This is a genomic window from Microbacterium sp. ARD31 (assembly GCF_031844425.1).
This window is the reverse complement of sequence record NZ_JAUZVE010000005.1, coordinates 139,609-165,466: the sequence shown is the minus strand read 5'-3', so window position 1 is coordinate 165,466 and position 25,858 is coordinate 139,609. Positions and strand designations below refer to the sequence as shown.

Here is a 25,858-nt window from a genome sequence, read left to right as displayed (position 1 = left end):
CGGATCGGGTATCTGATCGCCCGACCGGAAGGAGCCTGCTGTGGCCTACATCACCGTCGGGACCGAGAACTCGGCTGACATCGACCTCTTCTACACCGACCAGGGCTCGGGGCAGCCGGTCGTCCTGATCCACGGCTTCCCCCTGGACGGCGAGTCGTGGGGACGCCAGCAGGCGGCGCTCCTGGACGCCGGTTACCGCGTCATCGCCTACGACCGTCGCGGGTTCGGCGCATCGAGCAAGGCGGGCACCGGCTACGACTACGACACGTTCGCGGCCGACCTGCACGCCCTCATGGAGGACCTCGATCTGACGGATGCCGTCCTGGTCGGCTTCTCGATGGGCACCGGCGAGATCGCCCGTTACCTCAGCCGCTACGGCAGCGCGCGCGTGGCCAGGGCGGCCTTCCTGGGGTCGCTCGAGCCGTTCCTGCTGATCACCGACGACAACCCCGACGGCGCCGGCCCCCAGGACTTCTTCGACGGCATCGCCGCGAAGGTCCGCGAGGACCGCTACGGCTTCGTCGCGGAGTTCTTCGGCGACTTCTACAACCTCGACGACAACCTCGGGAAGCGCATCTCGCAGCCCGCGCTGGATGCCAGCATCCAGACCGCCAATCGCGCCGGCAACACCGCGATCGCCGCGGCGCCGCTGACGTGGTCGACCGACTTCCGGCAGGACATCCCGGCCGTGGATGTGCCCGCGCTCATCGTCCACGGCACCGCGGACAACATCCTGCCGATCGACGCCACCGCGCGCCGCTTCAAGGAACTGCTGCCCCAGGCGACGTACGTCGAGATCGAGGGCGCGCCGCACGGGATGCTGCTCACGCACGCCGAGGAGGTCAACGAGGCGCTGCTGATGTTCCTGCGCGCCTGACCCGGCCGGTGACGACGCGGGCGCCGGTCGTGGAATAACAACCGTCATTCGGGTTTACTGGGCGCATGGCACAGCGGGGTTCCTACGCCAAGGGCGTGGCGAAGCGCGAGGAGATCCTCGAGCGCGCACTCGACGTCGTGGCCCGCGAGGGGCTGCGGGGCGCGTCGGTGAAGATGATCGCCGACGCGGTCGGTCTGAGCCAGGCGGGGCTGCTGCACTACTTCGACAGCAAGGAGGAGCTCTTCACCGCGATCCTCCGCAAGCGCGACGAACTGGACGCCGCCGCCTACGGCCCCTTCGACGATCCCCACGGCAGCCTCGACGACGTCGCGGAGGGGTTCCTCCACGTGGTGAGGCACAACGCGGAGGTTCCGGGGCTGGTCCAGCTGTTCGCTCAGCTCTCGGTCGACGCGGCGGACCCCACCCACCCCGCGCACGACTGGTTCCTCGAGCGCAGCCGGCGCATGCGCGAGGGCACCGCCGCGGCGTTCGCTGCGTCGCAGGAGCGCGGAGCGGCCACCCCCGCCCTTTCGCCCGAGGCGTTCGCGCGCATCCTGCAGGCTGTCTCGGACGGGCTGCAGATCCAGTGGATGCAGGAGCCCGATCTCGACATGGCGGGCGTCATCTCACAGCTGCTCGCCGCATTGGCCCCGACCTCGGTCGACGCCGCCTCGGCGGACGCGGCCTCTTCCGATCAGGCGGCGTCGCGATGACGTCCCGCAGCGAGCCCCCGGTCGTCCGCACGTCGTCCGGTGAGGTGCGCGGGCGCTGGCGACCCGACGCCTCCGCGGGGTCCTCGGCGGCGTTCCTCGGCATCCCCTTCGCGCAGGCACCCGTGGGTGACCTTCGCTTCGCCGCCCCCGTTCCGCCTCCGCCCTGGCCGGGGGTGCGGGATGCCGGGGCGTTCGGCGCCACGCCGCAGCGCGGCGACGCGGGCATCACCCTCATCCCCGAGCCGAGCGTCCCGGGCGAGTCCACGCTGAACGTCAACGTCTTCACCCCTCGTCCGGGCGAGGCGGATGCCGCGCTCCCGGTCCTCGTCTACATCCACGGCGGGGGCTTCGTCTCGGGCTCGCCGGCGAGCCCCTGGTACGACGGCGCCGCGTTCGCACGCGACGGCGTCGTCACCGTCACGGTGTCGTACCGGCTGGGGTTCGAGGGATTCGGCTACATCCCGGGCGCGCCCGCCAACCGTGGCGTGCGTGACTGGCTGGCCGCACTGGAGTGGGTGCAGCGGAACATCGCCGCCTTCGGAGGAGACCCCGGCTGCGTCACGATCGCGGGCCAGTCCGCCGGCGGCGGCGCCGTGCTGACGCTTCTCGGGATGCCTGCCGCGCAGCACCTGTTCCACCGCGCGTGGGCGCTGTCGGCGGCTCCCGCGGACGTCGCGCCCGATCGAGCTCGCGCGCTGTCGGCACGGCTCGCCGAGCTCGCGGGCGTCGAGGCCACGCCCGAGGGCTTCGGGTCGGTGTCGGACGAGGCTCTGGCCGCCCTGCAGCAGAAGGCGTCGGCCGCGGCATCGCCGGGTCCGCTCGGCGCCGCGCGCACGCTGCTGTCGCGCGGGCTCTCGTGGGGACCCATGGTCGACGGTGAGCTCGTCGTGCGCCCCGCGGTCGAGCAGATCGCTGCGGGGGTCGGCGCGGACAAGCCGCTCGTGCTGGGATCGACAGACGACGAGTTCACGATGGTGCTCGACGACGCCCCGCGCGCCATCCGGTTCATCCCGCCCGTTCTCGCCCTGCGGCGCCTGAGCCCCGGCCGCCCGCGCCTGCGCGAGTACCTCGCCGTCAACGTCGACCGGCGGCGCGAGGGGACGGCGGCGGTGCTCGGCCGCTATATCAGCGACGCGGTGTTCCGATCCCTCGTCGTGCGGGTGGCCGACGCGCGCGGCACCGCGCCGACGTGGGTGTACCGATTCTCGTGGCCGTCGCCGGTGCGCCGGTGGGCGCTCCACTGCCTGGATGTGCCGTTCTGGTTCGACTGCCTCGACGCCGACGGCGTCACCGCGATCGCCGGTGACGAGCCGCCGCCGTCGCTCGCCGCTGCTCTCCACGGCGGCGCCGTCGCCCTGGTGCGTCACGGCGACCCGGGATGGCCGACGTGGACGACGCGGCCCGGCACCACCCGCGTGTTCGGAGGACCGGCATCCGCACCCGAGGTGATCGAGGACGGATACGCGAGCGTCCGCGCCCTGATCTGAACCCGCGGTGAGCCCCGTGGGCCGCGCGCGCGGACGCGGCCCACGGACGCGGCCCGCACCCGCTGTGTCAGCCCAGCGCGGGAATGACCTCACGCTCGAACAGCTGCACGCCGGAGCGGTCGTACGCGGACTCGGGGAAGTAGTGGATCGAGTAGCCGAGACCGTGGTTGCGGCGCTCGGCGAGTCGCTCGACGACCTGCTCCACCGAACCGAACGCCGGCGAGCCGAGGTACTCGCGCTCGATCGCGTCGGCGCGCTCCTGGCCGACGTGCGGCAGCACGCGCGCCTTCACCGCGGCGAGACGGTCGTGCGCCTCGGCTTCGGTGGCGCCGACGATCGTGTTGAAGTTCGACGACAGGGTGATCTCGCCCGGGTCGCGGCCGATGGCCTCGCAGTGGCCGCGGAGCACGGCGGCCTTGTGGTCGAACTCCTCGATCGAGCCGGCGAAGTTGGTGTACTGCGCGTAGGTGGCGGCGATCTTCAGCGTGACCTTCTCGCCCCCGCCGGCGATCCACAGCGGCACCCCGCCGTCCTGCAGCGGCAGCGGGCGAACGATCGCCCCGTCGACCTGGTAGTGCTTGCCGTCGAGCGTCGCGCGACCGGTCGTCCACGCCTGGCGCATGATCTCGACGCCTTCGCGCAGCATCGACAGGCGATCCGGGATGCCGGGGAAACCGTAGCCGTAGGCCTTCCACTCGTGCTCGTACCAGCCTCCGCCGATGCCCATCTCGGCGCGACCGCCCGAGATGAGGTCGACGGTCGCGGCCACCTTCGCCAGATACGCGGGGTTGCGGTATCCCATGCACGTGCACATCTGGCCGAGCCGGATGCGGGTGGTGGCGGCGGCGAACGCCGCCATAAGGGTCCACGCCTCGTGCGTGGCCTCTTCGGTGGGCACCGGCACGGTGTGGAAGTGGTCGTAGACCCAGAGGGACTCCCACGGGCCCTCGTCAGCCTGCTGGGCGAGTGTGGCCATGACGCGCCACTGGTCGGCAGGCTCGATGTCGACGAGGTCGAGGCGCCAGCCCTGGGGGATGAAGGTTCCGAAACGCATGGAGTACAGCCTAGGAGCGCGGACCCGCCGCGTCAGGTCAATCGGCGACGCGGGCGTGCGGCATCCGCTGGGTCATCACCGCGATCGCCTCGGGGTTGACGTCCACCAGGACGGCGTGGCGGCCGAGCGCCGAGGCGACGGCGCCGGTGGTGCCGCTGCCGGCGAAGAAGTCCAGCACGCGGTCGCCGGGGCGGCTCGAGGCCTGGACGATGCGCCGGAGCACCCCCTCGGGCTTCTGCGTCGGGTATCCGGTCTTCTCGCGTCCGGTCGTCGGGACGATGGTGTGCCACCACACGTCGGTGGGCAGCTTGCCGCGCGCGGCCTTCTCGGGCGTCACGAGGCCGGGGGCCATGTAGGGCTCGCGGTCGACGGCCTCGGAGTCGAACCAGTACGACGCCGGATCCTTGACGTACACCAGGATCGTGTCGTGCTTGGTGGGCCAGCGCTTACGGGTCTTCGCACCGTAGTCGTACGCCCAGATCAGCTCGTTGAGGAACCGGTCGCGGCCGAACAGCGCGTCCATGAGCACCTTGGCGTAGTGGGCCTCGCGGTAATCCAGGTGGACGTAGAGGGTGCCGTCGCGGGCGAGCAGGCGCCACGCCTCGACGAGCCGCGGCTCGAGGAAGCCCCAGTAGTCGTCGAAGCGGTCGTCGTAGGCGCGCAGATCGCCGCGCAGCCGCTCGTACTCGCGACCGTGGAAGCCGCGACGGACGAGCCCGGGGGTCTCACCCGGAGAGCGGGCCGTCTCGAGCGCCTTGGACTGCGCGCGTCCGGTGTTGAACGGCGGGTCGAGGTAGATGAGTGTGAAGCTGTCGTCGGCGAACCCGCGGACCACCTCGAGGTTGTCGCCGCGATGGATCTCGACACTGCCCCGGGTGTCGCCTGCTCCGCTCACGGCACGCGGTGGAGCCACGCCTCGGTGGCGAACTTCGACGCCACGAGCTCCTCCGCCTCGGCGTACTCGTCGGCGGTGATCGACCCGGGGACGGCGCCGTACAGGTGCGCGAAGGTCTGGGTGAAGCGCTCGATGATCTCGGCCCGCGACAGGCCGGTCTGGCGGCGGAGCGGGTCGACGCGCTTGGCAGCCGAGACGGTGCCCTTGTCGCTGAGCTTCTCGCGTCCGATGCGCAGCACTTCGGTCATCATCTGACCGTCCATGTCGTAGCTCAGCGTGGCGTGGTGGAGGACGCCGCCGTTGGCGAGCCGCTTCTGGGCGGCGCCGCCGATCTTCCCCTGCGGCGACGCGATGTCGTTGAGCGGCTGATAGGTCGCCTCGACACCGACCGAGCGGAGCGCCTGCAGCACCCAGTCGTCCAGGAACGCGTACGAGTCCGCGAACGTCATGCCCGCGACCAGGGATGCCGGGACGTAGAGCGAGTACGTCACGATCGAGTTGGCGCCCATCATCATCGCCCCGCCGCCCGAGATGCGGCGGACGACGTCGAACCCGTGTCTTGCCGCCCCCTCGGGGTCGACCTCGTTGCGGTACGACTGGAACGACCCGATGACGACCGCGGACTCGTTCCACTCCCACATCCGCAGCGTCGGCCGGCGGCGGCCGTCGCCGACGCGGGCGGTCAGCACCTCGTCCAGCGCGAGGTTCATGCGCGGCGAGAGCGGCTCGTCGTGCACGATCTCCCAGTCGAAGTCGCGCCAGCCGGGCGCGGTGACCAGCGCACGGCGCACGGCTGTGCCCACGGCCTCGGGCGTGAAGCCGAGCAGCTGGGCGCCGTCGGGCAGCGCCGCGCGGACGGCCGACGCGATCGCGGCGACGTCCGACTCGACGGGGAGGCCGTTCACCGCGGCGTCGATGTCGTCGAGGGCACTGTCGGGCTCGAGGAAGAAATCGCCCGCGAGGTGGAAGTCGGCGATCCGGCCGTCGCGCTCCTCGAGGTCGACGACCACGAGCTTGCCGCCGGGGACCTTGTATTCGCCGTGCATGGACGCCAGCCTATTCGGCTGCGGGCGCCGCCTCGGCGTCGGCGACGACGGGTGATCCGGCCGCATCCTCGCGTAGTGCGCCCCGCTCGGCGAAGCGTCGCCCGAGCCAGGCGAGCAGATCGGCCCGCACCTCGGCCTGCACGCGCTCGTTGAAGATCTCGTGGCGGGCGTCCGGGTACACCAGGGTGGTCACGTCCGTGAAACCCGAGCGCGTGCGGTACGCCTCGGCCAGGCGGTGGACACTCCGCGGGCCGCCGACGCTGTCGTCGCGGCCGACCATGAGGAGTGTCGGGATGTCACGGCCGAGATCTCGACGCGGGCGGCCGATGAGTCGGAGCGTGTCGATCGGGCCGAAGAGCTTGAGCAGCGGAGTGGATGTCGTCAGCGGGTCGTCGAGGAACGCCCGGCCGACCGCGGGATCCGACGACAGCCACTCGGTGCCGAGGGCGCCCGGGCGGTTCCAGCGCGCATTCAGATCACCGGAGTTGAGCGAGCCCGGCCAGCGGAGCGCGGAACCGCTCAGGATGACGGCGTCGAAGGCGTCGGGATGCTTGTTGAGCAGCATCTGCGAGAGGAACGATCCCCAGGAGTGCCCGAGGAGGACGAGCGGCAGGCCGGGGTTCTCCTCGCGGATGAGCTGGGTGAGCTGCCAGACGGCAGCCTCGGCGGCGCGCAGACCACCGGGGCCGAGCGTGCCCAGGCGCGACGCGTCCCCGTCGTGCTGGGTCATGCCGGTGCGCCCGTGACCGCGGTGGTCGTCGGCGTAGACGGTGTAGCCGTCGGCGGTGAGCGCCTCGATGAGCGCCCCGTAGCGGCCCGCGTGCTCGCCGACGCCGTGCAGCAGCTGGACCACCGCCCGCGGCGTCGTCGTCGCGGGGTGGACGTCGTAGACGATCGCAACGCCGTGCGCATCGATGAACTCGGGCATGCCGATGAGTCTAGGGTGGCGGCGCTCGTCCGTCGCCGTCCATCCGGGGGCGCCTTTCTTTAGCATGACTAATGAGCTATGCTAAGGAATCGCATGAACGTCGAGACCCCCGCATCCGCCCCCGCCTTCGACGAACACGCCCATCTCGCTCCCGCGGCCTCCGAGCTGCGCATGGCCGTCTTCCGCTTCGCGCGGCGCCTGCGCGCCGAGCGGGCCATCGACGGCATGAGCGACGGGCAGTTCGCCGTCCTCGCCGCCCTCAAGCTCCACGGACCCCACACGCTCGGCGAACTCGCCGAACGCGAGCGCGTCACGGCCCCGTCGATGAACCGCACCGTGAACTGCCTCGAGGAGTCGGGTTACCTCTCCCGCACGCCCGACGAGAGCGATCGCCGCAAGGTCGTCATCCAGATCGCGCCCGCCGGCCTCGACGTCGTCGAAGAGACGGTGCGGCGCCGCGACGCGTGGGTGGAGGGCTTCCTCGCCTCGCTCGACGACGGCGAACGGGCCACGCTCGCCTCGGCCGCCGAGATCCTGCAGCGGGCGGTGACGCGATGAGCGCGATGTTCCGTTCGTTCTCGGTCTTCAACTACCGCGTGTGGTTCATCGGCGCGCTCGTGTCGAACGTCGGTGCCTGGATGCAGGCCACCGCCATCAGCTGGGTCGTCCTCACCGAGCTGACCGACAACGACGCCGCGGCCATGGGCATCACGATGGCGCTGCAGTTCGCGCCGCCGCTGCTGCTGGTGGGGATCACCGGCTGGGTCGCCGACCGCTTCGACCGGCGCCGCCTGCTCGTGGTGACGCAGTCGGTGCTCCTCCTGCTGGGTGTCGCGATCGGCATCCTCATCTTCGCCGGCGTCATGACGCTGCCGATCATGTACGCGTTCGCGCTCGGCCTCGGTGTCGTGGCCGCCTTCGACAACCCGGCGCGCCAGGCCTTCGTGTCCGACCTGGTCTCGCGCGAGAACGCCTCGAACGCGGTCGCGCTCAACGCGGCATCCTTCAACGGCGCCCGCATGATCGGCCCCGCCGTCGGCGGCCTCGTCATCGTCGCCGTCGGCACCGGGTGGGTGTTCGTCCTCAACGCGGTCACCTTCCTGGCGATGCTCGCCGCGCTCCTGCTCATCCGCACGCACGAGCTGATCCCGCGGGTGAAGGCGCCGGGCTCCGCGCGGCTCGCGGACGGCTTCCACTATGTCGCCCGGCGGCCCGACCTCATCGTGACGTTCGCCATGGTGTTCCTCGTGGGCGCCTTCGGCATGAACTTCCCGATCTTCGCCTCGACCATGGCGCTGGAATTCGGCCAGGAGGCCGACGGCTTCGGGCTGCTCAGCTCGATCCTCGCGATCGGGTCCCTCGCCGGCGCGCTCATGGCCGCCCGCCGCGACCGCGCCCGCATCCGCGTCGTGATCGCCGGCACGCTGCTGTTCGCCGCGGCCGCCACGGTCTCTGCGTTCATGCCGACCTATTGGACATATGCCGTGACGCTCATGTTCACGGGGTTCGCGGTCGTGACGATGCTGACAACGGCCAACGGCTACGTCCAGACGACGACCGATCCGGCCCTGCGCGGACGCGTCCTCGCCCTGTACATGGCGATCCTCATGGGCGGCACGCCGATCGGCGCCCCCATCGTCGGGTGGGTGGCCGACGAATTCGGCCCGCGCGCGGCGATCATGATGGGCGCGGGCGCCGCCCTCGTCGCGTTCGCCGTCGGAGCGACGTGGCTCGTCGTCTCGGGGCGCCTCCACCGCCACGAGCGGCGCCGCTTCCGTCTCACGCTCGACGAGACGCGCCCGATGTCGGTGATCCCGCCCGAGGAGTTCAGCGACCAGATCGCGCAGACCACGCCGCTGCGTCCCTCGTCGGAGCGGCGCGCCTCCTGACCCCCCTGCCCCGGTGACGCGTGCGCACGCGTCACACCCGTGCGTGATTGCCACGCACGCCGGTGCTGCGTGCGCACGCGTCCCAGGGCGAGGACGGTGCAGGGCCCGGTGCTGCGTGCGCACGCGTCACACCCGTGCGTGATTCCCACGCACGCCGGTGGCGCGTGCGCACGCGTCCCACGGCGGGAGGAGGGGCAGGGGATGCTGCGTCAGCGGTGCGCGATGACGACCGCGCGAGCCGGGGCGAACCCCTCGGCAGACACCGTCACCGTGATCTCACCGGCGCCGGTCGGCCGGACGATCGCCAGCGCGCGGCCGTCGTAGGTGGTCACGGTGTCGCTCGAGAACGTCTCCTCGGTGCGGGCGCGGCCCGTGCCGAGGCCCGCCAGCTCGCCGGGCCCGGTCACCTCGACCCTGACGCGCGTGTCGGCGTCGCACGGGACGATCCCGGTGGCGTCCTCCACCGTCGCGACGACGTAGACGAGGCCGTCCGGACCCGTCTCGTCCGATTCGGCGCGGGCCACGAGCGCGAGCGATCCCGACGAGGTCCGCAGCGCGTGCCGGCCGGATTCCGCGCCGGCTCGCCGCGCCACCGCCACGAGCTCCCCCGGCTGCCAGGTCGTCTCGAACCGCGCACGGAACGCCTTCTCTTCACCCACCGGCTCCACCCCGACCGAGACGCCGTCGAGCAGAAGCTCGACCTCGTCGGCATCGGCGTACACGTCGACCGTGACGGGGGCGCCGGGCGCGGCATCCCACGACCACGAGGCGACCGTGTCATCCCACGACCACGGCGTCGTCGCCGTGGGGCGACCGTGGTGCTGGGGGCGGTGCACCGCGATGTACGGATCGGTGCGCAGCCCGTAGACGATCTCGCGATAGAACGACACCGTCCGGCGGTGGCCGGTGATGTCGAGATCGCCGCACTCCGCGGTCAGGTACGGGAAAGGGCCTGCGGTTCCGGTGGCGACGTAGCCGTCGACGTCGGTGTAGTCGACCCGGCCGATGCCGGCCTCGCCCAGGTAGTCCCAGCCGGTCCACGTGAAGTCGCCGATCACGTGGGGCAGCTCTTCGACCAGCGCCCACATCGCATCGATGTGGGCCGGGAAGGTCTCGGACCCCACGATCACGCGGTGCGGGTACTGCTCGGCATCCTGCCGATAGCGGGAGTCGGCGTAGTTGAAACCCACGATGTCGAGGACCGCGGCGGACTCCTCGATGGAGTCGCTGACGAGCGCCGAGGCGTTCATGCGGGCCATCTGCTCGCCCATGTTCGCCATCATCGTGTTCGGGTCGGCGGCTTCGAGTTCGGCCATGGCCTCGGACATCCGCGGCAGGTTGGCGATGATGCCGTTGATGCCGTTGGTGACCGGGCGCGTGGGGTCCAGCGCACGGACCTCCTCTGCCAGGCGCCGGCTCCACGTCGCGCCATGGGGGGTGCCGAGTTCGAGGATCTCGTTGCCGATGGAGTACATCACCACGCTGGGGTGGTTGACGTCCTTCGCCACGAGGGCGGCGACGTCGTGACGCCACGTGTCCAGGAAGGTCACCGCGCTGTCGAAGGCGGTCTTCGAGCGCGTCCACACGTCGGTCAGCTCGTCCATCACCAGGACGCCGTGCCGGTCGCACGCGTCGAGCATCGCTCGGCTCATCGGGTTGTGGGCGCTGCGCAGCGCGTTGAACCCGGCCGCTTTCAACAGCCGCACCCGGCGGTCCTCGGCGGCATCGGGCGTCGCGGCCCCCAGGGGTCCGTTGTCGTGGTGGACGCACGCGCCGCGCATCAGCACCGGCCGCCCGTTGATGCGCAGGCCCCGCGCGGGGTCGACCTGAAGACGACGGATGCCGAAGGCCACGGTGTCGGCATCGAGGTGAACGTCGCCCTCGTCCAGACTCGTGCGGGCCTCGTACAGCCAGGGCGTGTCCGGGTGCCACAGCTGCGCGCCCGGGACGGCGATCCGCACGCGCGCGACAGCCTGCGAGCCGGGAAGCACCGTGACCGGCGCATCGGCGCGAGCTGCCACGGTGCCGTCCGGAGCGACGACCTGCCACGCGATGCGCGGGGTACGGGTGTGACGAGTGCCGTTCACGACGGTCGTGGCGATCTCGACCACCGCGCGGTCCGCGTCGATGTCGGGCGTCGTCACCCGCGTCCCGCCCAGGGGCACGTGGACGGGGTCGGCGACCACCAGATGGACCGGACGATGGATGCCCGCGCCGGAATACCACCGGCTGTCGCGATGCGCTCGGGCCTCGACGGTGATGCGCTGCGTCTGCCCGAAGCGCAGGAACGGGTCGAGGGCCACGACGAAGCCGTTGTAGCCGCTCGTCTCGTGCGCGACCACGGCGCCGTCGACGAACACGGTCGCGTCGCGGTACACACCCTCGAACTCCAGCTGGACCGTCTTGTCCCGCCATTCCCGCGGCACGTCGACGCTGCGGGCGTACTCGAAGACACCACCCGGGTGATATCCGCTGTTGACCCCCTGGTCGCTCGCGGCGGAGCGCGCGAGGTCGCGGATCGCGTCGTGCGGCAGACGCACCGGCCGCGGAGCCGTGTCGGGGGTGGGCTGCTCGAACGCGCCGAGCTTGGGGCCGACGGTCCACCCGTCGTGGAACGGGACGCGGATCATGCGACGTCCTTCGATTCGGGATCGGCGCCTTCGGCGCCGGGCGCTTCGGTGGCTGAGATGGCCGGGGTGACCTCGGCTTCCGTGGCGCCGGCTTCCGTGGCGGCGGCTTCCGTGACGGCGCGCGCGTCGAGCACCCGCTCGATCGAGCCCAGGTCGTAGCCGACCACGAAGCCGCGGAAGTACTCCGCGAGCGCGTCCGCCATGTCGACGACATCGCGATCGAGCAGCCACTGCACCTGCAGACCGTCCATCAGGGCGATGGTGGCGACAGCCGCCCGGACAGGATCGACACCGTGCTCGAGCCGTCCGTCGTCGGCGAGCTTGGCGAAGGCCAGCGAGATCATCTCCCGCGTCCACTCGTATCTGCGCACGAAGTAGGCGTGGGCGGGGTGGTCGGGCGAGGTCGCCTCGGCGGAGAGCGTGGTGTAGAGCTCGACCACGCCGGGCGTGCCGGCGTTGTGGGCCGCGAGCGTGACCAGACCGCGAAGCGTGTCGGCCCCGTCCGGCTGGGTGACGTCCACGTAGCTGCGCGAGCGCTCGTCGCGATGGTCGAGCACGGCCTGCAGCAGGGCGCTCTTGCTGCGGAAGTGATGCAGCAGCCCCGCCTCGCTCATCCCGACGCGCGCTGCGACTTCACGCAGCGATCCGGAGCGGTACCCCGATTCGGCGAAGACCTCGAGCGCCGCGTCGAGGATCGCGGTGCGCGTGGCGGCGCTCTTGGCGTACTCTCCGCGAGGTTTGCGAGCGCGGGTGGTCGCCGCGGTCGCGGAGGTGTCCGTCATGGTCTCACCGTATCCCGCGGCGCCTCCCCCATCGGTGGTGCTCGCGGACCCTTCATGACCGTTCTATAACGAATTGCGAGCGATCGCTAGTTTTTCAACCTAAAAACCTAGTGCTCACTCGGAATTTCTGTTACGGTCTCCTCCAGAAGGCGATCCACAGGGGCATCGCCGCTTAGAAGGGACCAAGGATGTTCCGTTGGAAGGCCACAGCAGCCGCCCTCGCGATCACCGCTCTCGCCCTCACCGGCTGCGCCGGCGGAGGCACTGACTCCGGCAACGGCGGCGGCAGCGCGAGCGGAGGCACCCTCACGCTCGGCGCGATCATCGAGCCGCTCACCCTCGACCCCGCCGGCGCCGAGTGGGGCAACCGCTCGCCGTTCTACCAGGCGATGTACGACACCCTCCTGCTCGCGACGCCCGAGGGCGAGATCGAGCCGTTCCTGGCGACCGCGTGGGAGTACAACGAAGACAACACCGTCCTCACACTGACGATCCGCGAAGACGTCACCTTCACCGACGGCAGCGAACTGACCGCCGACGTCGTGGTCGAGAACCTGCAGCGCTTCAAGGACGGCACCTCACCCGACGCGTCCTACTTCGCCGGCGTCACCTCTTTCGAGGCACCGGACGCGACCACTGTCACGATCACCCTCGACGCGCCGAACCCGGCGCTGCTGAACTACCTGACGCGCGACGCCGGCCTGATCGCCTCGAGCGAGGCCATCGCCGCGGGCGACCTCGCGACCAACCCGGTGGGCTCCGGGCCGTACGTGCTCGACACCGGCGCGACCGTGGCGGGCACGAGCTACGTCTACACGGCCAACGAGGACTACTGGAACCCGGAGCTGCAGCACTACGACCGCCTGGTCATCAATGTGCTCAGCGACCAGACCGCGGCCCTGAACGCCATCAAGGCCGGTGAGGCCAACGCCGTCAAGGTGACCTCGAGCGACAACCTCGCCGAGATCGAGGGCGCCGGATGGACCGTCAACGCCAACGAGCTGGACGTCGCGAGCCTGCTGCTGCTCGACCGCGCAGGCGACATGAACGAGCCGCTCGGCGACGTCCGTGTCCGCCAGGCCATCAACCACGCGTTCGACCGCGAAGGCCTGCTGCAGGCGCTCGAGGGCGGCAACGGCACGGTGACCGGCCAGATGTTCCCGCCGTCGTCGGCCGCGTACGACGCCGAGCTCGACGAGTACTACGGCTACGACCCTGAGAAGGCCAAGGAGCTGCTGGCCGAGGCCGGCTACGAGGACGGCTTCACCCTCGAACTGCCGAACTCGGCACTCCTGGGCGGCACGACCTACACGCTGCACGAGCAGCAGCTGGCCGACATCGGCATCACGGTCGAGTACACCGACCCGGGCAGCAACTTCATCGCCGACCTGCTCGCGCCGAAGTTCCCCGCCGCCTACATCCCGCTCGAGCAGAACCCCGACTGGCAGCTCATCCAGTTCATGCTCTCGCCCACCGCGATCTTCAACCCGTTCAAGTACGAAGACCCGCAGGTGAACGAGTACATCGAGCAGATCCAGAACGGCGACGAGGCCACGCAGGACGAGGTCGTCAAGGAGCTCAACCGCTACCTCGTCGAGCAGGCCTGGTTCGCCCCCATGTACCGCGTGCAGGGCAACTTCCCGTCCGACGCGAACACCACCGTCGAGATGCTGCCGACCAACACCTACCCGGCCATCTACGACATCTACCCCGCCAACTGATCACTCCCCGGCCCGCCCGCACCGCGGGCGGGCCGGGACCGATCCCCTGGGACGACACATGCTGACTTTCATCCTCCGGCGCCTGCTCGCGGGGCTCGTGCTGATCTTCGCGGTCTCGCTCGTCGCGTTCACCATGCTCTACGCCGGCGGCGGAGACATCGCCCGCCGCATCATGGGCCAGAACGCCTCGGACGAGACCGTCGCCCTGCGCGCGCAGCAGCTCGGCCTCGACCAGCCCCTGGTCGTCCAGTACGTCAACTGGCTCACCTCGGCCATCACCGGCGACTTCGGGGTCTCGTGGTTCACGAGCCAGCCGGTCACCACCAGCTTGACCAGCCGCCTCGCCGTGACGCTCTCGCTCGTCATCGGCACCACCATCGTGGCCGCGATCATCTCGGTCGTCCTCGGCGTCCTCGCCGCCCGCCGCGGCGGATGGGTCGACGCCGTCGTCCAGTTCATCGCCGTCATCGGCTTCGCCGTCCCGGGCTTCCTCATCGCCCTCTACCTCGTGCTGTGGTTCGCGATCGAGCTGGGCTGGTTCAAAGCGACCGGCTACATCCCCATCAGCACCTCCTTCACGGGATGGCTCTCGTCGGTGACACTCCCCATCGCGGCCCTCTCGCTCAGCGCGATCGCCGCCGTCGCGCAGCAAGTGCGCGGCTCGGTCGTCGACGCGCTCTCGCGCGACTACGTCCGCACCCTCCGCGCCCGGGGCCTCAGCATGAACCGCGTCGTCTTCAAGCACGTGCTGCGCAACGCCGGCGGCCCCGCGCTGGCCGTCCTCGCCGTCCAGTTCGTGGGACTCCTCGGCGGCGCCGTCATCGTCGAGCAGGTGTTCGCCCTTCCCGGCGTCGGCCAGCTGACCGTCAGCGCCACCAGTTCGGGTGACATCCCCGTCGTCATGGGCGTGGTCATCGCCACGGCCGTGATCGTCGTAGTCGTCAACCTCCTCATCGATCTCGCGCAGGCTGCGCTCAACCCGAAGGTGCGACTGTCATGACCGCCATCGAGACTCCCCAGACCACGCCGACGCGCGGACCCGCGCACCCGCACCTACTGCGCCGCCTGGTCCGCCGGCCCCTCGCGCTGATCTCGCTGATCTTCCTCGCCGTCGTGGCGGTCATCGCCGTCATCGGCCCTCTCATCGCGCCGTACGACCCGAACGAGGCGTCGCTGTCGCTCATCCTCGCCCCGCCGAGCGCAGACAACCTCCTCGGCAATGACAGCGCCGGCCGCGATGTGCTCTCGCGCCTGCTCGCGGCGACCCAGGTCAGCGTCGCCGCGGCGCTCCTGGCGCTGGTGACCGCCCTCGTGATCGGCGTGATCTCGGGCCTGATCGCCGGATACTTCCACGGCTGGTTCGACGCGGTGTCGTCGTGGGTCACGTCGCTGTTCATGGCGCTTCCGGGCATCGTCGTCCTCCTCGCCGTGCAGGCCGTCGTCGGCCCCTCGGTGTGGATCGCGATGTTCGTGTTCGGCATCCTGATCTCCCCCGCCTACTTCCGGCTCGTCTACGCCTCGGTGAACGCCGTGCGCAGCGAGCTGTACGTCGACGCCGCGCGTGTGTCGGGCCTGAGCGACCTGAGCATCATCGGCCGCCACGTCCTCTCGGTCGTCCGTGCGCCGATCATCATCCAGTCGGCCATCGTGGCCGGCATCACCATCGCGATCCAGGCGGGGCTCGAGTTCCTCGGCCTCGGCGACCTGTCGGTCCCGACGTGGGGCCAGATGCTCAACGACGCGTTCACCAACATCTACCGCGCACCGCACCTGATGATCTGGCCGTCGCTGGCGATCGCGCTGACCTCGATCGCGCTGACCCTGCTGGCCAACGCCATGCGCGACGTCCTCGAGCGCACCGTCACGGTCCGCCGTCGTCGCCGCCGCGCCGTGACCACCGCGACCGGCTCGATGGCCGCCGTCACCACCTCGCTGTCCACCGGCGGCGGCGACCTGTCGTCCCTCGAGGACTCCACCGAGCTGCCGGTGGTCGAAGGCGCGACCATCGTCCACGACGACGCGCCGGGCACTCCCCGCACGGACGACGTGCTGCGTGTCCGCGATCTTCGCGTGGCCTACCAGCAGACCCAGGGCGAGGACATCGAGGTCGTCCATGGTGTGTCGCTCGACATTCGCAAGGGCGAGATCCACGGGCTCATCGGAGAGTCGGGCTCCGGCAAGACCCAGACCGCCTTCGCCGTGCTGGGGCTCCTCCCCCGCGGCGGGCACGTCACCGCGGGATCGATCGACTACGAGGGGACCGAACTGGCCGGTGGGGACGAAGGCGCCTACGCCGGCATCCGCGGAAAGCGCATCGGCTACATCCCGCAGGAGCCGATGTCGAACCTCGACCCGTCGTTCACGATCGGCTCCCAGCTGGTCGAGCCCCTGCGCACGCAGCTGGGGATGTCGAAGAAGGACGCCACCGAGAAAGCGCTCGCGCTGCTGGCCAGGGTCGGCATCCCGAACCCGCAGCGCACGTTCGACGCCTACCCGTTCGAGGTGTCGGGCGGCATGGCCCAGCGCGTCCTCATCGCCGGCGCCGTCTCGACCGACCCCGACCTGATCATCGCCGACGAGCCCACGACGGCCCTCGACGTGACGGTCCAGGCCGAGGTGCTCGATCTCCTCCGCGACCTGCAGTCGGAGCGTCAGATGGCGATGCTCCTCGTCACGCACAACTTCGGCGTCGTCGCCGATCTGTGCGACCGGGTCACCGTGATGCAGCAGGGACTGTTCGTGGAGCAGGGACCCGTGCGCACGATCCTCGGCAACCCCACCCACCCCTACACGCGATCCCTGCTGGACGCGATCCTCGACGAGGGACCCGCACGTCCCGCGTACACCGTTGGAGGCCGGTCATGACCGATCCGCTGCTGACCGTCGACGACCTCGTCGTCGAGTACCCCGGCAAGGGGTTCCGCGCGCAGCCCTTCCGTGCGCTCAAGGGTGTCTCGCTCGACATCCGTCCCGGCGAGACCGTCGGCCTGGTGGGCGAGTCGGGCTCGGGCAAGACGACCCTCGGCCGCGCCGTGCTGGGACTGGCCCCCGTCTCGGGCGGAAGCATCTCCTACGACGGCCGCGACATCTCGCACCTGAACCGGCGCCAGCGCCGCGACCTCGCCAGCGAGATCCAGGTGGTGTTCCAGGACCCGTACTCCTCGCTGAACCCCAACCTGACGATCGAGCAGATCCTCGCCGAACCCCTCACCGCGCGCGGCGTGGCCGGCAAGGAGGCCAAGGGCCGCGTGCGCGATCTGCTGGACGCGGTCGGCCTGCCCTCGGATGCCCGCAGCCGTCTCCCGCGGGAGTTCTCGGGCGGCCAGCGCCAGCGCATCGCGATCGCGCGGGCACTCGCCCTCGACCCGAAGCTCATCGTGTGCGACGAGCCGGTCTCGGCGCTCGATCTGTCGACGCAGGCACGTGTGCTCGACCTGTTCATCGACATCCAGGAGCGCACCGGCGTGGCCTACCTGTTCATCACGCACGACCTGGCCGTGGTCCGCCACATCAGCCACCGCGTCGCCGTCATGTACCGCGGCGAGATCGTCGAGAGCGGGGACGGCGACCAGGTCACCTCCGCCCCCGCGCACCCCTACACCCAGCGCCTGTTCATGGCCGCCCCCATCCCCGATCCCGACAAGCAGGAGCAGCGTCGCCGCGAGCGCCGCGAGTTCCTGGCGAGCCTGTCCCCCGAAGGAGAAGCGGCATGACCGCCCCCACCCGCGTCCAGACCCCCGCCGTCGCCCACCTCGTGCCGCTTCTCGAGAAGCTGACGCTCGAGCAGAAGGCGGCCCTCGTCCAGGGAGCAGACTTCTGGACCACCGTCCCGCTGCCGCACATCGGCCTGCGCGCGATGACGCTGTCGGACGGCCCCGCGGGTGTCCGCGGCCCGCGATGGGATGAGCGGGAGCCGTCGCTGAACCTCCCGTCGGGCTCGGCGCTCGCCGCGTCATGGGACGAGGAGCTGGCCTACCGCTACGGTGCGGCTGCGGCATCCGAAGCCCGTCGCAAGGGCGTCGACGTCGTGCTCGGCCCGACGATCAACCTGCACCGCTCGCCGCTGGGCGGCCGCCACTTCGAATGCCTGAGCGAGGATCCCGAGCTGACCGCCGGGCTCGGCGCAGCCTATGTCCGCGGGATGCAGGACAACGGCGTGGGCGCATGCCCGAAGCACTTCGTCGCGAACGACAGCGAGACCGATCGCTTCACCGTCGACGTGCAGGTCGACGACCGCGCCCTGCGCGAGCTGTACCTGGCGCCGTTCGAGCGCGCGGTCGACGAAGCGGGCGCGTGGACGATCATGAGCGCCTACAACTCCGTCCACGGCGTCACCATGACCGAGAACGACCTGCTCGAGACGCCCCTGAACTCGGAGTGGGGCTTCGACGGCGTCGTCATCAGCGACTGGACCGCCGTGCGCTCGCTCGGCTCCATCCCCGCCGCACAGGACCTGGCGATGCCCGGACCCGCCCCGGCATGGGCCGATCTGGTGGATGCCGTCCGCGACGGCCGCGTCGACGAGGCGGACCTCGACCGCAAGGTGCTGCGGCTCCTCCTGCTCGCCGAGCGCGTGGGCGCGCTCGAAGGTTCGGATGCCGCGGCGCCCGCACCCGTCGACGGACCCGCCTTCGCCCGCGAGGCCTCGATCGAGGGCACGGTGCTGCTGGCCAACGACGGCGTGCTGCCCCTCGACCCCGGGTCGCTCTCGCGCGTCGCCGTCATCGGCCACAACGCCCGCGAGGCGCGCACGCAGGGCGGCGGAAGCGCCACCGTGCTGCCCGAGAAGATCGTGTCGCCCCTCGACGGCATCCGCGCCGCGCTCGCCGACGCGCAGGTGACGTACGAGATCGGCGCCGTCGTGCAGGAAGGCGTCGCCGAGATCCCGCTGGATCAGCTGGTCAATCCGGTCACCGGCGAGCCCGGTCTGCGGGTGGGCTTTTTCGGCGCCGACGGCGCGGAGCTGTTCGCCGAGGACCGGCGCGCGACCGCGCTGGTCTGGTTCGGCGGCGACGCCCCCATCGGCGCGAGCCGCACCGTCGTGCTCGAGACCCGTTACACCCCCGCCGAATCCGGCGAGATCCAGCTGGGCTTCGCCGGCGCCAACCCCGGCAAGCTCTTCGTCGACGGCGACCTCGTGCTCGACGACGCCCCCGTCCTCGAGGGCACCGACCTGGGCGCCGCGTTCCTCAATCCGCCGTCGCTGACCGCTGCGGTGCGCGTCGAGGCGGGACGCGCGATCGCCGTGCGCGCGGAGTTCACCCGCGCCCAGGGCGGCCCGCTGGACGGCGCGCTGAGCGTGACGCTCGGCATCGCGCCGGAGCGCACCGACCCCGCCGCGCTGATCGCGCGCGCCGTCGCCGCGGCCGAAGCCGCCGAGGTCGCGGTCGTGGTGGTCGGCACCAACTCCAAGGTCGAGTCCGAGGGCTACGACCGCGAGAACCTCGATCTGCCCGGCCACCAGGACGACCTCGTCCGCGCGGTCGCCGCGACCGGCACGCCGACCGTGGTGGTCGTCAACGCCGGGTCGCCCGTGGTGCTCCCGTGGGCGGATGAGGTGTCCGCGGTGGTGCAGGGATACTTCGGCGGTCAGGAGTTCGGTGCGGCGCTGGCGGACGTGCTGACGGGGGCTGCCGAGCCCGGTGGGCGTCTGCCCACCACGTGGCCCGCGGCCCTGTCCGACGTGCCCGTGACCGAGGTCGTCCCGACCGACGGCGTGCTGCGGTACACCGAGGGGATCCACATCGGCTCCCGCGCGTGGCTAAAGGCGGATGCCGCACCGGCGTTCCCGTTCGGTCACGGTCTCGGCTACACGACCTGGTCGTGGGGTGCCGCCCAGCGCGTCGGCGACGACGTGGAGGTCACCCTGGCCAACACCGGCGACCGCCCCGGTAAGCAGGTGGTGCAGGTCTACGCCGAGCGCCCCGACTCGACCGTGGAGCGCCCGGTGCGGTGGCTCGTGGGCTACGCGGTGGTGCGCGCCGAGGCAGGCCAGACGGTCACCGCCCGCATCCCGCTGCCGACGCGTCGGTTCGCGCACTGGGCGGAGGGCGCCTGGCGCCTCGAGTCCGGCGAGTACACGCTGCGCGCGGGCGCCTCGGTGGTCGATCTGCCGCTGGACCTCGCCTGGCAGGTGCAGGCGTGACGACGGAGCAGGTCACCGGCGGCATCCTCCAGGGCCGCGTGGACGCCCGGCTGAACGAGATCGTCGAGCGACTCGAGGGCTTCCTCACCGCCGACCCCGACCTGTCGTTCCAGGCCGCGGCGTTCCAGGGCGGCGAGCCCGTGCTCGACGTGTGGGGCGGGCCGCACCTGTCCGAGGACTCGGTGATGGTGCCGTACTCGGCGACGAAGAACACCATCGGCGTCACCGTCGGTCTGCTCGTCGAGCGGGGAGCGCTCGACCTCGACGAGCCGGTGGCGGCCTTCTGGCCCGAATTCGCGCAGAAGGGGAAGGCCCGCGTCACCGTCCGCCAGCTGCTCTCGCACCAGGCCGGCCTGCCGCAGGCGACGCCGGCGCTGACATGGCACGAGCTCCTCGATCACCACGCGGCTGCGGAGCGGCTCGCCGCGACGACGCCGTTCTGGCACCCCGGCAGCTCGTTCGGATACCACGCGATCACGATCGGCAGCCTGGCGTCCGAACTGGTGTTCCGCGTCAGCGGGCGCACGCTGCACGAGGTCTACGACACCGAGATCCGTCGCCCGCACGACATCGACTTCTTCCTCGGCCTGCCTCCCGAGCACGACCGTCGGCGCGTCGACACTCTGCCGATGATCCGCCCGGTGTCGGACTCGTCGACGATGTACAGCTCGGTGCTCGGCCCGATCGTGTGGAATGCGGCCGGACCGCCCGTCGACCTCGCCAACGACGAGGTCAGCTGGCGGTTCGGTCACCCCGCCGCCTCGGGCACCGGCACCGCACGCGGCCTCGCCCGTCTCATGGCCACGGCGGTGACCGGTGTCGAGGGTGCGCCCGCGCTGCTGTCCCCGGACACGGTGGCGGCGATCGGCCAGCAGCAGGTCAGCGGCTATGACGAGGTGCTGGGGCAGCCGCACCGCGCGCACGGCATCGTCTTCCAGAAGCCGACTCCGTCGCTGCACTTCGGCGGTCCGCGGGCCTTCGGCCACGACGGCGCCATGGGCGCGCTGGCGTGCGTCGACCCCGACACGGGGGTCGCGTTCGCGTGGACGATCGCGCGCGGCCCGTGGCCCGGGGGCGCCGATCCCCGCGCTCTCGCGCTCGCGCGCGACCTCGGAACCCTGCTCTCTTCCTGACCTGCTCTCTTCCTGACCCGCGCTTTTCCTGACCCCGCTTCCGGCCTGGCGCGCTTCTTCGCCGGGCGATCCGACATCATCGAGGAATCATGACCACGCTCCCCAACCCGCTGCTGAACGGCTTCCACCCCGACCCGTCGGTCGTGAAGGTGGGTGAGGAGTGGTTCCTGGCCACGTCGTCGTTCGAGTACCTGCCCGGCATCCCGATCCACCGCTCGCGGGACTTCGAGACGTGGGAGCTCATCGGCCACGTCGCCACGCGCCCCGGTCAGCTCGGCGTCGAGAACGTGCCGACGGGCGGCGGCGCATGGGCGCCGACGATCCGCCACCACGACGGCGTGTTCCACCTCGTGATCACCGACGCGATGGGCCGGGGGATGCTGCACTTCACCGCCGCCGATGCGGCCGGTCCCTGGTCGGACGGCGACGTCATCCTCACGCACGACGGCGCGGGGAGCGTGTTCGGCATCGATCCCGACATCGTGTGGGACGACGCGGGAACCGCCTACGTCACTTTCTCGGGACTCGTGCTCGACGGCGCCCTGAACCCGAACGAGCCGACGCACCTCGGCATCCAGCAGGTGAAGGTCGACCTCGACACCCACCGGGCGGTCGAGGCGCCGCGGTCGCTCTGGTCGGGCACAGGCCTGATGTTCCCCGAGGCGCCTCACCTCTACCAGATCGACGGCCGGTGGTATCTCGTCATCGCCGAGGGCGGCACCGAGCGTGGCCACACCATCTCGATAGCGCGCGGCGACGCGCCGGAGGGTCCGTTCGAGGGGGCCCCGGGCAACCCGCTCGTGTCGGCACGATCCACGCCGCGTCCCGTCCAGAACACCGGACACGGAGATCTCGTCCTCGGGCCCGACGGCCAGTGGCTGTGCGTGCTCCTCGGGGTGCGCCCCCGAAGCGGCACGCGGGCATTCTCCGCGCTCGGGCGCGAGACGTTCGTCACGCCGGTGAGCTGGAGTGACGGGTGGCCTGCCATCGCCCCCGTGGAGCTGAATCCGCGTCCGGGCACCCGGACCGAGATCGCCTTCGACGCGCCGCTCGACGACGAGTGGGTGGCCGTTCGCCGCCTGCCGTCCGACGTGGCGTCCATCGAGGACGGCCGACTCGTCCTGGCCGCCGACGGCAGCACCCTCGCCGACCCGCGGCCGGTGTTCGTCGGCAGGCGGCAGGAGCACCTCACCAACGAGGTGACCGTCCGCGTCGACGTCTCCGCCGGCACCGGCGGTCTCGCCGTCCGCTACGACGAGCAGTTTCATGTCGATCTCGAGGTCGGCGGCGGCCGCATCGTCGCGCGCGCGGCGATCGGCGGACTGCTGCAGGAATGGGTGCACCCGTTCTCGGGCGACGAGGTCGACCTGCACATCGTCTCGCGGCGGCCCGCGGGCGGCGGCGGTCTCGTCTCGACGAGCGACGTCTTCCACCTGGCGGCGACCGTCGACGGCGAGCGCATCGAGCTCGCGCAGATCGACGGCCGGTTCCTGTCGTCCGAGGTCACCGAGTCCTTCACCGGCCGCGTGATCGGCCTGTACGCCATCGAGGGTCACATCTCCGCGAGCTCGTGGGTGGCCGAAGGGAACGACGAATGAGCACCTCCCCCACCGCCGTGCTGCGTGCCGAGCTGCGAGACGACACCGCCGACGTCGCGACTCCCACGCCCCGGCTGAGCTGGACGGTCGAGGGCGCACCGGACGCGTGGCTGCAGGCTGACGCCGAGATCACCGACGGCCGGCAGACGGTGACGATCGAGGGCCGCGACAGCGTGCTGGTGGCATGGCCGTTCGCCCCGCTCGAGCCCGGCGAGACCCGGGAGGTCGGGGTGCGGGTGCGCGCCACGACCGGCGCGCTGACCGAGTGGAGCGATGCTCGCGCGGTGCGGGCCGCCTTCCTCGCCCCGGGCGAATGGGTCGCACAGCCGATCGGTCTTTCCGAGCCGGATCGGGATGCGCAGCCGTTCGAGGCCCGCACGTCGTTCACGATCGACCGGGCGGTGACGTCGGCGTTCCTCTTCTGGACCGCGCTGGGGGTCGCCGAGCCCGCCGTCAACGGTGCGCCCGTCTCGGACGACGTGCTCGCCCCCGGCTGGACCGCATACCGCGACCGCCTCGTCCACGAGTCCGTCGATGTCACCGCTCTCGTGCGTCCCGGCGAGAACGTGCTGTCGGCCACGGTTGCCGGCGCCTGGTACACCGAGAAGTACGGCTTCTTCACCTTCACCGATCGGCTGTACGGGACGCAGCCGTCCTTCCTGGCGCAGCTGCGGGTGACCTACGCCGACGGAGCCGTCGAGACCCTCGCCGCCACCGGCGCCGGGTGGGAGGCCGCCGGAGACGGCCCCGTCGTCGACAGCGGTGTCTACCCGGGCGAGCACCAGGACCTCCGCCGCTCCGCGACCAGCTGGACCCCGGCTCGCGTCGGCGCTGCGGCGAAGCCCGGCTTCGACACGGTGCCCGTGCCCGAAGCCCGGATCGCCCCTCCGGTGCGCCGCATCGAGACCCTGCCGGTGTCGGCCGTGATCGACACACCGTCGGGCGGCCGCATCCTCGACTTCGGCCAGAACCTCGTCGGCCGACTCCGCGTCCGCGTCCGCGGTGAGGCGGGCCGGCGTGTGACGATCCGGCACGCCGAGGTCCTCGAGGACGGCGAGCTCGGCATCCGCCCCCTTCGCAACGCCGCGGCGACGGCGACCTTCGACCTCGGCGGCGGCGACGACGTCCTGGAATCCCGGTTCTCGTTCTACGGGTTCCGGTACGCCGAGATCACCGGCGCCGACATCGACCCGGCCGCCGTCGAGGCGGTCGTCCTCCACACCGACATGACGCGGACCGGGTGGTTCGCGGCATCCGACCCGCTCATCGAACGACTGCACGAGAACGTCGTGTGGGGCATGCGCGGCAACTTCCTGTCGATCCCGACCGACTGCCCACAGCGCGACGAGCGCCTGGGGTGGACGGGAGACATCCAGGTGTTCACCCCGACGGCGAGCTTCCTCTACGACTGCGACGGGTTCCTGACGTCGTGGCTGCGCGACCTCGCGCACGAGCAGCGCCACACCTCCGACGGCTCTGTGCCGCTGGTGATCCCCGCCGCCCTACCTTCGTTCGGCGGCGGCGGCCCGGTCGCCGCGTGGGGCGACGCGGCGACCGTCGTCCCGACGGTGCTGCACGAGCGCTTCGGCGACGCCGGCGTCCTCGCCGACCAGTACGACAGCATGCGCGCGTGGGTGGAGTCGGTCTTGGCCGACGCCGGCGACTCGGGCCTGTGGGCCGGGCGCATGCAGCTCGGGGACTGGCTCGACCCCGCCGCGCCGCCCGACAAGCCCGGACAGGCCAAGGTCTCGGGCGACATCGTGGCCACCGCCTACCTCGCCCGCTCGCTGCAGCAGGTCGCCGATGCCGCACGCCTGCTCGGACGCGACGACGACGCCGCCCGCTACGACGTGCTCGCCGCACGCAGCCGCGACGCGTTCACCGCCGAGTACGTCACGCCCGCCGGGCGCATGATGAGCGACGCCCCCACGGCCTACGCCCTCGCGCTCGAGTTCGACCTGGTGCGCGAACCCGGCGTGCGCGCGGGACTGGCCGCGCGGCTGGCGGACCTCGTCCGCGAGGGCGGGTACCGCATCGGCACCGGGTTCGTCGGCACGCCGCTCGTGACCGACGCCCTGACCGACGGCGGCCATCTCGACGCCGCCGAGCGCCTGCTCACCCAGACCGAGTGCCCGTCATGGCTGTACCCCGTCACGATGGGCGCGACCACGGTGTGGGAGCGGTGGGACTCGATGCTGCCCGACGGGTCGATCAACCCGGGCGAGATGACCTCGTTCAACCACTACGCCCTGGGCGCGGTCGCCGACTGGCTGCACCGGGTCGTGGCGGGCCTGGCACCCGCCGAGCCCGCGTACCGCACGCTACGCATCGCTCCGCACCCGCTGGCCTCGCTCGCCCACGCCTCGGCGCGGCACATCACCCCGTACGGCGAGGCCTCGGTCGGATGGGTGCGCGAGGGCGACGAGATCGTCGTGACCGCAACGGTTCCCGCCAACACCACCGCCGTGGTCGAGCTCGCCGGGCGCGAGCCGTTCGAGGTCGGATCGGGCGCTCACGCATGGCGGATGCCGCAGGTGGCGGCATCCGATCGTCCGCAGCTGCCCGGACTCGACGCGTCGCTGGCCGACGTGATCGACGACCCGCGCGCCTACCGGGCGCTGCTCGACACGCTCGCCGAGATCGACCCGGAGCGCGCCGAGAGCGTGCGCGCCGAGACCCACTGGGGCCGGGGACGCACGGTGTCGACGGCGCTGATGTTCACTCCGCCGCCGGTGCTGGCCGCCGTGGACGCCGCGATCCGGGCCGCGACCGCCTGACGCCCGGGGCGGCTGGCGCCGGACGCCCGGGCGGCCGCGCGGGACGGGCCGGCTGGTCGGCTCGGTCCCGGCCTCCCGCTTCGGGTCGCGTGCGCACGCCGCCCCTGCGTGCGGGGTTCTCACGCACGCGAGGGACGCGTGCGCACGCAGCCCGAGCTCCCGGGAGTTTGAGCGCGGCGCACG

General features: G+C 71.4%; 19 protein-coding genes. 13 read left to right on the top strand and 6 right to left on the bottom strand.

All coding sequences use genetic code 11. The features are described from left to right. The first annotated feature begins 40 nt into the window (after positions 1–40). The 3 genes from Q9S36_RS16435 (at position 41) to Q9S36_RS16425 (ending at position 3,077) form a co-directional block, all read left to right on the top strand. Positions 41–877 (top strand): alpha/beta hydrolase, encoded by an 837-nt coding sequence (locus tag Q9S36_RS16435; RefSeq protein WP_311286042.1) that lies wholly within the window; start codon positions 41–43, stop codon positions 875–877. 65 nt (positions 878–942) lie between these two features. After that, positions 943–1,590 (top strand): TetR/AcrR family transcriptional regulator, encoded by a 648-nt coding sequence (locus Q9S36_RS16430; RefSeq protein ID WP_311286041.1) that lies wholly within the window; start codon positions 943–945, stop codon positions 1,588–1,590. Beyond that, complete coding sequence (locus tag Q9S36_RS16425) at positions 1,587–3,077, top strand: carboxylesterase family protein (RefSeq protein WP_311286040.1); 1,491 nt, start codon at positions 1,587–1,589, stop codon at positions 3,075–3,077. Before Q9S36_RS16430 ends, Q9S36_RS16425 begins: the two co-directional genes overlap by 4 nt. 67 nt (positions 3,078–3,144) lie before the next feature. Here the strand turns inward: Q9S36_RS16425 and Q9S36_RS16420 are convergent, their stop codons facing one another. From Q9S36_RS16420 to Q9S36_RS16405, 4 genes are read right to left on the bottom strand one after another with little or no spacing between them, the layout of a single operon-like run. Beyond that, entirely contained in the window at positions 3,145–4,131 is a 987-nt protein-coding gene (locus Q9S36_RS16420; protein WP_311286039.1) for an LLM class F420-dependent oxidoreductase, read from the bottom strand. Positions 4,132–4,168: 37 nt separating this feature from the next. After that, positions 4,169–5,026 carry a site-specific DNA-methyltransferase gene (locus Q9S36_RS16415; RefSeq protein ID WP_311286038.1) on the bottom strand — a complete coding sequence of 286 codons (858 nt, stop codon included), beginning with the start codon at positions 5,024–5,026 and terminating at the stop codon, positions 4,169–4,171. After that, the gene (locus tag Q9S36_RS16410; protein WP_311286037.1) at positions 5,023–6,072 is read right to left on the bottom strand and encodes a biotin/lipoate A/B protein ligase family protein; all 1,050 of its coding nucleotides are present in this window, start codon (positions 6,070–6,072) and stop codon (positions 5,023–5,025) included. Before Q9S36_RS16410 ends, Q9S36_RS16415 begins: the two co-directional genes overlap by 4 nt. A gap of 10 nt (positions 6,073–6,082) precedes the next feature. Further along, a complete protein-coding gene (locus tag Q9S36_RS16405) occupies positions 6,083–7,000 on the bottom strand; it encodes an alpha/beta fold hydrolase (protein ID WP_311286036.1) in 918 nt (305 codons plus the stop codon). A 93-nt stretch (positions 7,001–7,093) separates the two neighbouring features. On the opposite strand from Q9S36_RS16405, the gene Q9S36_RS16400 reads away from it, so the two are divergent. Beyond that, positions 7,094–7,558, top strand: a complete 465-nt coding sequence (locus Q9S36_RS16400; RefSeq protein WP_311286035.1) for a MarR family transcriptional regulator — start codon at positions 7,094–7,096, stop codon at positions 7,556–7,558. Continuing rightward, positions 7,555–8,889: an MFS transporter gene (locus Q9S36_RS16395; RefSeq protein ID WP_311286034.1), complete on the top strand. Its 1,335-nt coding sequence runs from the start codon at positions 7,555–7,557 to the stop codon at positions 8,887–8,889. The genes Q9S36_RS16400 and Q9S36_RS16395 overlap by 4 nt, the downstream gene beginning before the upstream one ends. A gap of 209 nt (positions 8,890–9,098) precedes the next feature. Here the strand turns inward: Q9S36_RS16395 and Q9S36_RS16390 are convergent, their stop codons facing one another. Then, positions 9,099–11,519 (bottom strand): glycoside hydrolase family 2 TIM barrel-domain containing protein, encoded by a 2,421-nt coding sequence (locus Q9S36_RS16390; protein ID WP_311286033.1) that lies wholly within the window; start codon positions 11,517–11,519, stop codon positions 9,099–9,101. Then, positions 11,516–12,301 (bottom strand): TetR/AcrR family transcriptional regulator, encoded by a 786-nt coding sequence (locus Q9S36_RS16385; RefSeq protein WP_311286032.1) that lies wholly within the window; start codon positions 12,299–12,301, stop codon positions 11,516–11,518. Before Q9S36_RS16385 ends, Q9S36_RS16390 begins: the two co-directional genes overlap by 4 nt. 188 nt (positions 12,302–12,489) lie before the next feature. On the opposite strand from Q9S36_RS16385, the gene Q9S36_RS16380 reads away from it, so the two are divergent. The 8 genes from Q9S36_RS16380 (at position 12,490) to Q9S36_RS16345 (ending at position 25,675) form a co-directional block, all read left to right on the top strand. Then, positions 12,490–14,022 carry an ABC transporter substrate-binding protein gene (locus Q9S36_RS16380; RefSeq protein ID WP_251452187.1) on the top strand — a complete coding sequence of 511 codons (1,533 nt, stop codon included), beginning with the start codon at positions 12,490–12,492 and terminating at the stop codon, positions 14,020–14,022. 58 nt (positions 14,023–14,080) lie between these two features. Beyond that, on the top strand, positions 14,081–15,022 hold the full coding sequence (locus Q9S36_RS16375; RefSeq protein ID WP_311286031.1) for an ABC transporter permease: 942 nt from the start codon (positions 14,081–14,083) through the stop codon (positions 15,020–15,022). Next, the gene (locus Q9S36_RS16370; RefSeq protein ID WP_311286030.1) at positions 15,019–16,887 is read left to right on the top strand and encodes a dipeptide/oligopeptide/nickel ABC transporter permease/ATP-binding protein; all 1,869 of its coding nucleotides are present in this window, start codon (positions 15,019–15,021) and stop codon (positions 16,885–16,887) included. The genes Q9S36_RS16375 and Q9S36_RS16370 overlap by 4 nt, the downstream gene beginning before the upstream one ends. Continuing rightward, positions 16,884–17,735, top strand: a complete 852-nt coding sequence (locus tag Q9S36_RS16365) for an ATP-binding cassette domain-containing protein (RefSeq protein ID WP_311286029.1) — start codon at positions 16,884–16,886, stop codon at positions 17,733–17,735. Before Q9S36_RS16370 ends, Q9S36_RS16365 begins: the two co-directional genes overlap by 4 nt. Continuing rightward, positions 17,732–20,167, top strand: a complete 2,436-nt coding sequence (locus Q9S36_RS16360) for a glycoside hydrolase family 3 C-terminal domain-containing protein (protein WP_311286028.1) — start codon at positions 17,732–17,734, stop codon at positions 20,165–20,167. The genes Q9S36_RS16365 and Q9S36_RS16360 overlap by 4 nt, the downstream gene beginning before the upstream one ends. Next, positions 20,164–21,300, top strand: a complete 1,137-nt coding sequence (locus Q9S36_RS16355; protein WP_311286027.1) for a serine hydrolase domain-containing protein — start codon at positions 20,164–20,166, stop codon at positions 21,298–21,300. The genes Q9S36_RS16360 and Q9S36_RS16355 overlap by 4 nt, the downstream gene beginning before the upstream one ends. A gap of 89 nt (positions 21,301–21,389) precedes the next feature. Then, the gene (locus tag Q9S36_RS16350) at positions 21,390–22,898 is read left to right on the top strand and encodes a family 43 glycosylhydrolase (protein WP_311286026.1); all 1,509 of its coding nucleotides are present in this window, start codon (positions 21,390–21,392) and stop codon (positions 22,896–22,898) included. After that, on the top strand, positions 22,895–25,675 hold the full coding sequence (locus Q9S36_RS16345; protein ID WP_311286025.1) for a family 78 glycoside hydrolase catalytic domain: 2,781 nt from the start codon (positions 22,895–22,897) through the stop codon (positions 25,673–25,675). Before Q9S36_RS16350 ends, Q9S36_RS16345 begins: the two co-directional genes overlap by 4 nt. Positions 25,676–25,858: the final 183 nt, after the last annotated feature.

What these genes read in the sequence shown, in the direction of transcription:
- Q9S36_RS16395 (WP_311286034.1), top strand. Translation starts at nt 7,555, where the DNA reads ATGAGCGCGATGTTCCGTTCGTTCTCGGTCTTCAACTACCGCGTGTGG.
- Q9S36_RS16420 (WP_311286039.1), bottom strand. Translation starts at nt 4,131, where the DNA reads ATGCGTTTCGGAACCTTCATCCCCCAGGGCTGGCGCCTCGACCTCGTC.
- Q9S36_RS16345 (WP_311286025.1), top strand. Translation starts at nt 22,895, where the DNA reads ATGAGCACCTCCCCCACCGCCGTGCTGCGTGCCGAGCTGCGAGACGAC.
- Q9S36_RS16365 (WP_311286029.1), top strand. Translation starts at nt 16,884, where the DNA reads ATGACCGATCCGCTGCTGACCGTCGACGACCTCGTCGTCGAGTACCCC.
- Q9S36_RS16360 (WP_311286028.1), top strand. Translation starts at nt 17,732, where the DNA reads ATGACCGCCCCCACCCGCGTCCAGACCCCCGCCGTCGCCCACCTCGTG.
- Q9S36_RS16350 (WP_311286026.1), top strand. Translation starts at nt 21,390, where the DNA reads ATGACCACGCTCCCCAACCCGCTGCTGAACGGCTTCCACCCCGACCCG.
- Q9S36_RS16380 (WP_251452187.1), top strand. Translation starts at nt 12,490, where the DNA reads ATGTTCCGTTGGAAGGCCACAGCAGCCGCCCTCGCGATCACCGCTCTC.
- Q9S36_RS16375 (WP_311286031.1), top strand. Translation starts at nt 14,081, where the DNA reads ATGCTGACTTTCATCCTCCGGCGCCTGCTCGCGGGGCTCGTGCTGATC.
- Q9S36_RS16390 (WP_311286033.1), bottom strand. Translation starts at nt 11,519, where the DNA reads ATGATCCGCGTCCCGTTCCACGACGGGTGGACCGTCGGCCCCAAGCTC.
- Q9S36_RS16400 (WP_311286035.1), top strand. Translation starts at nt 7,094, where the DNA reads ATGAACGTCGAGACCCCCGCATCCGCCCCCGCCTTCGACGAACACGCC.
- Q9S36_RS16430 (WP_311286041.1), top strand. Translation starts at nt 943, where the DNA reads ATGGCACAGCGGGGTTCCTACGCCAAGGGCGTGGCGAAGCGCGAGGAG.
- Q9S36_RS16405 (WP_311286036.1), bottom strand. Translation starts at nt 7,000, where the DNA reads ATGCCCGAGTTCATCGATGCGCACGGCGTTGCGATCGTCTACGACGTC.
- Q9S36_RS16410 (WP_311286037.1), bottom strand. Translation starts at nt 6,072, where the DNA reads ATGCACGGCGAATACAAGGTCCCCGGCGGCAAGCTCGTGGTCGTCGAC.
- Q9S36_RS16425 (WP_311286040.1), top strand. Translation starts at nt 1,587, where the DNA reads ATGACGTCCCGCAGCGAGCCCCCGGTCGTCCGCACGTCGTCCGGTGAG.
- Q9S36_RS16370 (WP_311286030.1), top strand. Translation starts at nt 15,019, where the DNA reads ATGACCGCCATCGAGACTCCCCAGACCACGCCGACGCGCGGACCCGCG.
- Q9S36_RS16385 (WP_311286032.1), bottom strand. Translation starts at nt 12,301, where the DNA reads ATGACGGACACCTCCGCGACCGCGGCGACCACCCGCGCTCGCAAACCT.